The sequence below is a fragment of the Bacillus sp. CGMCC 1.60114 genome (assembly GCF_042676365.1).
Lineage (GTDB): Bacteria > Bacillota > Bacilli > Bacillales > Bacillaceae_G > Bacillus_A > Bacillus_A rhizoplanae_A.
The window spans coordinates 1-7,511 of sequence record NZ_JBHTHG010000027.1 but is presented as its reverse complement, the minus strand read 5'-3'; the positions used below and the strand labels follow the sequence as shown (position 1 = coordinate 7,511).

The 7,511-nt window shown below is 31.4% G+C and carries 9 protein-coding genes; 7 read left to right on the top strand and 2 right to left on the bottom strand.

Annotation, left to right across the window (positions count from 1 at the left end; genetic code table 11):
• Positions 1-606 precede the first annotated feature (606 nt).
• Positions 607-1,227, top strand: a complete 621-nt coding sequence (locus tag ACFQZ1_RS09115) for a MarR family transcriptional regulator (RefSeq protein WP_377881815.1) — start codon at positions 607-609, stop codon at positions 1,225-1,227.
• A 651-nt stretch (positions 1,228-1,878) separates the two neighbouring features.
• Positions 1,879-2,475 carry a peptidase inhibitor family I36 protein gene (locus ACFQZ1_RS09110; protein ID WP_377881814.1) on the top strand — a complete coding sequence of 199 codons (597 nt, stop codon included), beginning with the start codon at positions 1,879-1,881 and terminating at the stop codon, positions 2,473-2,475.
• Positions 2,476-2,705: 230 nt separating this feature from the next.
• On the opposite strand, the gene ACFQZ1_RS09105 is transcribed toward ACFQZ1_RS09110, so the two are convergent.
• Positions 2,706-3,299, bottom strand: a complete 594-nt coding sequence (locus tag ACFQZ1_RS09105; RefSeq protein WP_377881813.1) for a stage II sporulation protein M — start codon at positions 3,297-3,299, stop codon at positions 2,706-2,708.
• Between the two features lie 431 nt (positions 3,300-3,730).
• Here ACFQZ1_RS09105 and ACFQZ1_RS09100 point away from each other — a divergent pair, with 431 nt between their 5' ends.
• A complete protein-coding gene (locus tag ACFQZ1_RS09100; RefSeq protein WP_377881812.1) occupies positions 3,731-4,252 on the top strand; it encodes a DUF3967 domain-containing protein in 522 nt (173 codons plus the stop codon).
• 198 nt (positions 4,253-4,450) lie between these two features.
• Here ACFQZ1_RS09100 and ACFQZ1_RS09095 read toward each other — a convergent pair whose 3' ends face one another.
• Complete coding sequence (locus tag ACFQZ1_RS09095; protein ID WP_377881811.1) at positions 4,451-4,720, bottom strand: RNA chaperone Hfq; 270 nt, start codon at positions 4,718-4,720, stop codon at positions 4,451-4,453.
• 183 nt (positions 4,721-4,903) lie between these two features.
• Between ACFQZ1_RS09095 and ACFQZ1_RS09090 the strand changes: the two genes are divergently transcribed.
• The 4 genes from ACFQZ1_RS09090 to ACFQZ1_RS09075 all read left to right on the top strand — a co-directional run bounded on the left by ACFQZ1_RS09090 (position 4,904) and on the right by ACFQZ1_RS09075 (position 6,845).
• Positions 4,904-5,167, top strand: coding sequence for a hypothetical protein (locus tag ACFQZ1_RS09090; protein WP_377881810.1), 264 nt, complete (start codon positions 4,904-4,906; stop codon positions 5,165-5,167).
• A 170-nt stretch (positions 5,168-5,337) separates the two neighbouring features.
• Positions 5,338-5,490 carry a hypothetical protein gene (locus tag ACFQZ1_RS09085; protein WP_377881809.1) on the top strand — a complete coding sequence of 51 codons (153 nt, stop codon included), beginning with the start codon at positions 5,338-5,340 and terminating at the stop codon, positions 5,488-5,490.
• Between the two features lie 325 nt (positions 5,491-5,815).
• On the top strand, positions 5,816-6,010 hold the full coding sequence (locus ACFQZ1_RS09080; protein ID WP_377881808.1) for a hypothetical protein: 195 nt from the start codon (positions 5,816-5,818) through the stop codon (positions 6,008-6,010).
• A 109-nt stretch (positions 6,011-6,119) separates the two neighbouring features.
• Positions 6,120-6,845 carry a hypothetical protein gene (locus ACFQZ1_RS09075; protein WP_377881807.1) on the top strand — a complete coding sequence of 242 codons (726 nt, stop codon included), beginning with the start codon at positions 6,120-6,122 and terminating at the stop codon, positions 6,843-6,845.
• Positions 6,846-7,511 lie beyond the last annotated feature (666 nt).

Here is a 7,511-nt window from a genome sequence, read left to right as displayed (position 1 = left end):
AGGGTTACGTTAATTGACTCCATTTCGTCGCTTTGCTAGACTTATGGTATCAATTAATCTAGGGGAAGTGGGTGCACTTTATGTTGTTCTCTATTTCATTTAACGAGTCTCATCAAAGTTGATTGAGTCATAATAACAGGGAAAACATTCATGGAAATACTGGCATTGATCCAGCCAGGTTAAACGAGAATACAGGATTTATAACATGAGTCAAAGAGCTCAAACAAGATTATAAAAAGTTGAAGAAAAGAGCAATCAATTGATTTCTAATGTTAAAAAAGATACTTTAATGTATTTTTGGATAGATGCCTTTAAGTCGGGATTAGCTACAAGTATAGTTCTAATCCCCCTATATTTGTTTATGCGGCTTTTATTTTCTTCGATGGGGGTAGAATTACCTTAACTGATTAAAAACATTCTAGAAGAGTTTAAGAGTGGTTTTATTTAACAATAGATTTCATGTTATGATAAAAATAGAAAAAACGCCCTAGCTTTGGTCGGCGAGGCGTTTCTTCATAAACAGGTTGGAATCAACCAATTATATACTCTATATACATTCTAACATATAAAAGTTGATTCCTTCCACAAAAGGGAGAGAATTATTTTATGACAAAAGTTGTAGATTTTGGACAAGCCGAAAGAAATGCTAGAAAAAGAGATTTGGAAATTGAAAATGAAAAATTTAAGCAAGATCATAATGAGGTTTCAAAAGCTGAATTAGAAAAAGCAATGGAAATTATGGCTAAAGCTACTGGTAAAGAACTTTACATAGGCACTAAAAGAAGCCCTCAGTCGAAAGTGAGGTTTGCTCAATTTATGCAAGAAAACATGAAGTTTTTAAGTAAACAAGAATATTTAACTTTGAGCGAAAAAGGATTTTTAATAGATATTACTCCTTATATTTCTTTTTACAGTAATTCTATTGTTTTTGATGTTAAAGCTAAAAACGTTGTACCTATGAATATTTCAGAACTTGCTAAAGAACTTGAGAGACCAAGAGATAGAATTAGTAAATTGGTTAATTCATTAGTGAAAAAAGGAATACTAGCAAAGGCTGAAAGTGGTACTGAAGGAAGTAACGCAAAAGCATATTCTTTGTTTGTAAATCCACATATTATTTTTGCAGGTGATAAAGATAATGTCCCAGAGCATTTACAAGTTATTTTTTTTAAAGCCATGAAAATGCCTATATTAAAACAATTACCTAATAAATTATTTAAGAATTGACCTTGGTCGATTCTTTTTTTTATTATTTCATGTGTGGCAAAAACGCCACGAATGTGTGGCGAAAACGCCACACATGAAAAGTTTAAAAAAACTAGTATTATCAACGCTTTATATTAGTTTTAAACCTCTCTCTCTTCTCACTCTATATATAAGGGCTTTTCTCCATACAAGGAACGGAGAGTATTTTTTGAGAACTCCACTCAAAAAATCTTCCTCCTTTCTCCTTGCATTCTGAAATTCGGCAGGTATGGGCATGTTGCCAAGCCGAACATACCAAAAACGAGGATTTAGGTAGTACGACTTGAATTAGCAATTATACCTGCCGAACCGCCTAGATCTACTGTTCAAGAATAAGCTATTACTCTATATTTTTATAACACGAAAAGGGGCTAGCCCCTCGCTTCGCTTCACCCCAACCTTTACCTCACACCCAAAAACAAGGGGAAACATCGAAAGGAAAGGAACTCTCTTTGTCTGAAATTATAATTTGCTGTACTTTTATTGGGAATTTTATACATATAAAGAAGCTCTAATTAATAATAATTAAGGGGTACGGAAATGATTCGAGGAATAAATGTAACACTTAAATTCCTTATGAATTAAGCCTATTTTCCTTTTTTGGGGATAGGAAACCATCTAGGAGGGATTTTCTTGAAGAAAATAGTTATTACATTACTGATTTTTGTTTTAGCGATCATTCCTATTACTGCCTTTGCTGATACGACATCAACTTCAGTTTCAAAACAAACACCTTCAACACAGAGTATGGTTCAATTAAAAGACTTGCCTGTTATGATTGATGGTGTTAAATATGCACAAGATGATTCGCATGTAAAGAATGTAACTCAGTTTGTTTTCGATGACGCTGCAAAAGCAGAGGGAGTAGTCTATGGGTTTACAAATCAAGACCGTTTAAATGATCATTTGCAGAGTGCTGTTGTTGAGCGTAAAAAGGATACTAAGAACAATACGATTACAGCCCAAGCTGTTTATTATAATTCGTATTTTTATCAACATTCTAATTATGGAGGGAGTTACTTTGGAGCTTCCAGTAATATTAGCTATGTCGGATCAACTTGGAACGACAAAATCTCTTCGTTGAAGGCGGGTTACAATCATAACTGGACAGTTATGTGTTGGGATAGTAACTACAGAGGGGCAAGATTCTGGGTGCAATCCGGTATCAATGTCAGCTATGTCGGATCAACTTGGAACGATGAGGCGTCTTCCATCTTCTTTACTAATTAGACTGAAGGAATAACCATATTTTTTGTGAGAATCTTGCTTATGCAGGATTCTTTTTTGTTGTTTGTTTCAGGGGTACCGCCAACATTTCGGAAAAACCCCACGCTAAGCAAAAAATACAATAAGCTGCCCATATGGACAGCTCATTTACATAATTCTCGTTATTGGAAGTTATAAGCACAGTTTGTATTATGTTTAGGTAAATCTTAATTTTCATCAAGCATATAAAGTTTCTAAAATAAATCAAGTATGATATTGGCTATGTAAGTTTCTAAGAATGCAGCAACGATAATTATAGGTAAAGTTAAAACAATATAAATTTTTATTACTTCTAAAATCTTTTTACTAAGAGATACTCTTTCTTTATCCTTTTTGAACATCATTTTTAATTTGATTCTAATAAATTTATTTAATTCAAAAAGAATGGCCGCAAATAAACAATAAGCGAAAACTTCAAAAAGATAATGAGGGATGGTAGAAATTATTATCCCAAAACCTTTTTTAAAATCAGCTTGTAACACAATTCCAAAAAGAATCCCAGGAAGTGAAACAGTTGAAATTATATGTATAACATATAAAAATTGTATTGGAATCAAGGCTAATATAAACATTTGTAAAGGTACAATAAAACCATTATGAACAATATATGCCCATACCTTTTTTATACCTGTTACTTTCTCTACTTGATCTGGTATTCTATTTCCTACCCCTTCGAGTGTTTCTTTAAAATCTGGATTGATTATAAAAGTTATTATGGTTGCAATAACTGTTAGTGCTACCCCTAATATGAAAAAGTTAATAGCTCTTTTAAATACAATCTTATTCATTATATTCGAAATAACTCTCACCTCTTTTTCTAAATTTTACCATCCAAATAATACGGTAGTAAAGCAATTTTTCTTGTATATTCTATTCAAGTTCAGTTAACATAACGTAACATTATCGGTAGCAAGAAAAACGCACAAACCATTGGTACAATGGAGTTTGTGCGTTTTCTCTTTTTATGATGCTATGCATGATTTTATACATTGCAGAGATATTAGGATTTTTTAGACTTATGAATGGTCTGTATTAGTACAAAATTTTGTATAAAATTTTGTATAAAAAAGCAGTTAGATTACTGTGTTTTACTTCGGCTAATTTCAAAAGACAATTGAAAACTCTTCTTTAAATTTAAAAAAGAAGGTGTTACCTTTTTAAAGAAGGAAAACACTATATAGCAACTAAAGAACAGCTTAGAACAGAGGGAGGATAAAACATGGCTCAAAGTTATTGGGGATCTGAGGTAGCGAAGAACTTAGGGATTGGCTCAAGTACTTTACGTAAATATTGCCTTGCCCTGGAAGAAGCCGGGTATCCTTTTGAGCGCGGCAATAATAATTCTAGAATTTTTTATCATAAAGACGTAGCAACTATAGAACGGCTAGTAACAGCTATGAACAAGAAGAACGTAACACTAGAACAGGCTATAAATCTAGCAATGACAAGCGTTGAAGAAAATGAGATAGCAACTGTTGCTACAGATAACGTAGCAGATACAGAACACATAAAAACATTAACAAAACGTATAGAACGATTAGAACAACTTAATTTAGAGTTAATTCAAAGATTGGATCAACAAAGTAAACTTTTACAGGAAACTGATGCCCAAAGGATAATAAGGGAAGAACAAAGAGATATTCAATTAATGCAAGTATTAAGAGAAATACAAGATAGTAAGCGCCTAATAGCAGCTTCAGAACAGAAGAAATCATTTTGGATTCGTCTATTTGGTAAATAAATTAGAATTTAATAATAGAAAGAAAAGCTCGTTTCTTATTTGAAGAAGATAAGAAATGAGCTTTTTTGTTTACTAGGTCAAAGTACCAACGTAGCTACTTTGCTCCTTAGATATATAAATTACTTACAGTATAACAACCAACATGTGAGCAAACAAAAAAGAGAGATATTTAATCTCTCTTGTGAAATTTATTATGTATTATTTTGCATGTTCTAATTGTATATCTTTTTTATGCTTACGAGTATTTTCTCTGATTTGATGTAAATCTAATTTTTGACTTGGGATAATATCGATGATGTTTGATTTAAATAAAAGGTGTTGTTTCTCTTCTGTTTCTATGTAAATCATATATTTTTCTCTACCTATAATCTTGCAATCTTTAATTGACTTACTATCTCTTAAAATAATTGTACATTTAATTTCAAAGTGTTCTAAATGCTTTAAAATAGTGTCAAAAAACAAGTGCATAACTCCATCTCCTCCCTTTTTCTAAGTATAACAAAAAACATTCAATTCTGATTGGGTTCTTTTTTCCTTGCTATCTATAATGATACGTTATGTTAACTGAACATGAATAGAATATTCATAAGGAAATTTATGGTTAATTTATATAAAATAGATAATAAATAGTTCTTTAAAGGAGAAATTAATATGAATTTTTGGCTTATAACAGCACTAATTATTGTTGGTATATTTTATATTTCAAATAGTATAAATCGGGTTACTAAAAGATTAGAACAAACAGAAGATAAATTGGAACAAATTGCTAAGCAAATGGATATTTCAGAGCATGTAATTAACGAAGAGCTTCGTCTGTTGGTTAAAGATGGAAAAAAGGTTAAAGCTATTAAAAGGGCACGAGAAGTTTTAGGATTATCATTATTTGAAGCTAAAAATTATATTGATTCTTTATAACATAGATAACTTCTGATAACGAGAATTATGTAAATACGAAACCCCTTCAGTAAGTAGATTGAAGGGGTTTTTTCTAGATACAGTGACTACTGATAAGTGGGGTTATGTTAATTGAACAAATAAACTTACAAATTATTCTAATTATATTAAAATTTATTAGGGTGATGATTATGAGAAAAAGCGAAAAAGATAATTTATCTTGGAGAGTATTTAAATTATGGATATCAATTCCAAGAAGTATCCGTTTAGCATTTTTGTGGTCAATTCTTATAGGATTTTCTTATTTAGGTTGGGTAAAAATTATAAGTAAACTATTTGAATAAATATATTGTGAAATGTTCAATAACTCCTTTATTTTCAGTGTTTTGAATGTATACTTTTGTTGAGTATTTGGAGGATATCAGTAGATTTGGTGTGAAGTCAATGATTAAGGGGAAATGAAAGTAAACTAATATTTAAAAGTTTACTTTCAGATTGATACTTTTAAAATAGTAGCTTTGATTTTTCTAGTTATCTTAAAAAACGTAGCAGTTTTTGTTAGTCCGCTATAATAATTTGAATATTATGTAATTTTTTTCTAAAATATAACTATGTTTACATATTAAGGTTATTATTTTACGTTTAAAATAATAAAAGGAGGGATTGATGATGAAAGCAATAGTTTGTAAAGAATGTGGGTCTTCTAATTTAAAAGAAGGGGTATTAGGTTCTGAACAAGCACATGTGTATGAGCCTAATAAGGTATCGATATTTAAAAAAAATTCAAAATTGCTTGTGAGATTTTGTTTAGATTGTGGAGAAGTTATATCATTTAAAGTTGAAGAACCTGAGAAATTTAAATGATATTAGTAGACTATTCTTTAATTGTTGAGAAATATTCATGAATATTGTTAAATACTGGGAGTAATTATAAGCTTAGTTTGTTAGTAAAAAAACTAAGGGATGGGATTTAATGAAGAAAGTTAAAAAATTAGTAGTGGGAATTGCATGTTTTTCAGTTTTATCTACATCATTTTTAACATTTTCACCTTCAACTTATGCAGCTGAACAAGAGAGAAAAAATGATTTGAATTCAAATTGTAGTTGTACAGCATCTAATATAAATAAAGAAAATTTGATAAATCCGAACATAATTGTTACGGATGATTCAAATTCTACTAAATTAGAAGAAAATGAAGTTAGTAATTTTAAAAAATTAGATAAAGTTTCTGAACAATTAGCTGTTGGAGCTAAATTAGCGAAGACTTCGTTTCCTCAGGATTATAAAATGGATGGAAAGAATTTAATAAATTATGATTTAATCGATGTAAATAAATATGGACTAGATGAAAATGAAAAAGCAATTTTTAAAGAATTTATTAATGATTACAATATAAGCGTAGCTGTTGGTAAATTACAATCCGCGTATACTAGCGATGCGAGTTGGAGTGGTTTTACTGTTTATATACGAAAAGCTGATCTTCAAAATATGAATTCGATGATTATGTCAGGTTTAGGATGTGCTATAGGTGGAATACTTGGACTACCTAGTGGGGTAGGAAGTGTTGTAGGATGTGTTGTTGGTGGTATTGTTGGTGGTATTGCTTCTACATTTGTAAATGAAGGAATAAACAGTGGAGTAAAGGTTCGTTTTAATTGGGCTGGACAACTTCAATGGACACAAAGATGGAATGGATAAAAAAAAGCACTTAAAGTGCTTTTTTTTATCCATTAACCTTTTAAATTTTAACCTTATAAAAGAGAAGGAACTCTATGAGGGAAATTTCAAAATCATAAGTATAAAACTAGTAGAAAAGTGGTGTAAAAGTGGTGTAAAAGCAGTATAAACGTTATACCTAACGTTTATTCGCATTATGATCGCTTTTTTTTTGAAAACAATCCCCTTACAACGTACCAAGGAAGTGTCTGTTTTAAAGAGTCTTTTGGCTTGTCTGAGGGATTTAAGTTTATTTTTAAAAGAAATAATTATTTGTGTGTTGGTCAATCAAAACGGACCTAGCGAAGCAAAGGGAGTATTTGACTTGACCAACCACACTACACCCGAACCCTCTTGGTATTGAACAAACAATTGTTTGTTCCTGCCAACCGGCGAGGGATCCCCTCAAGGATTGAGGGGTTGGGGAGTTCGATTGATGGGGTCAAGGGGAAGAGTTCCCCTTGTAGGTTCGGACAAAGTCCGAGGTCCTTTTGTCATGCTTAGCATGGCCAGGCGGAGCCGATAAGCGTCGCAGACCCCTATTGATTTTGATGCGTTAGCGTCAAAATACGTATAGGGTTACGTTAATTGACTCCATTTCGTCGCTTTGCTAGACTTATGGTATCAATTAATCTAGGGGAAGTGGGT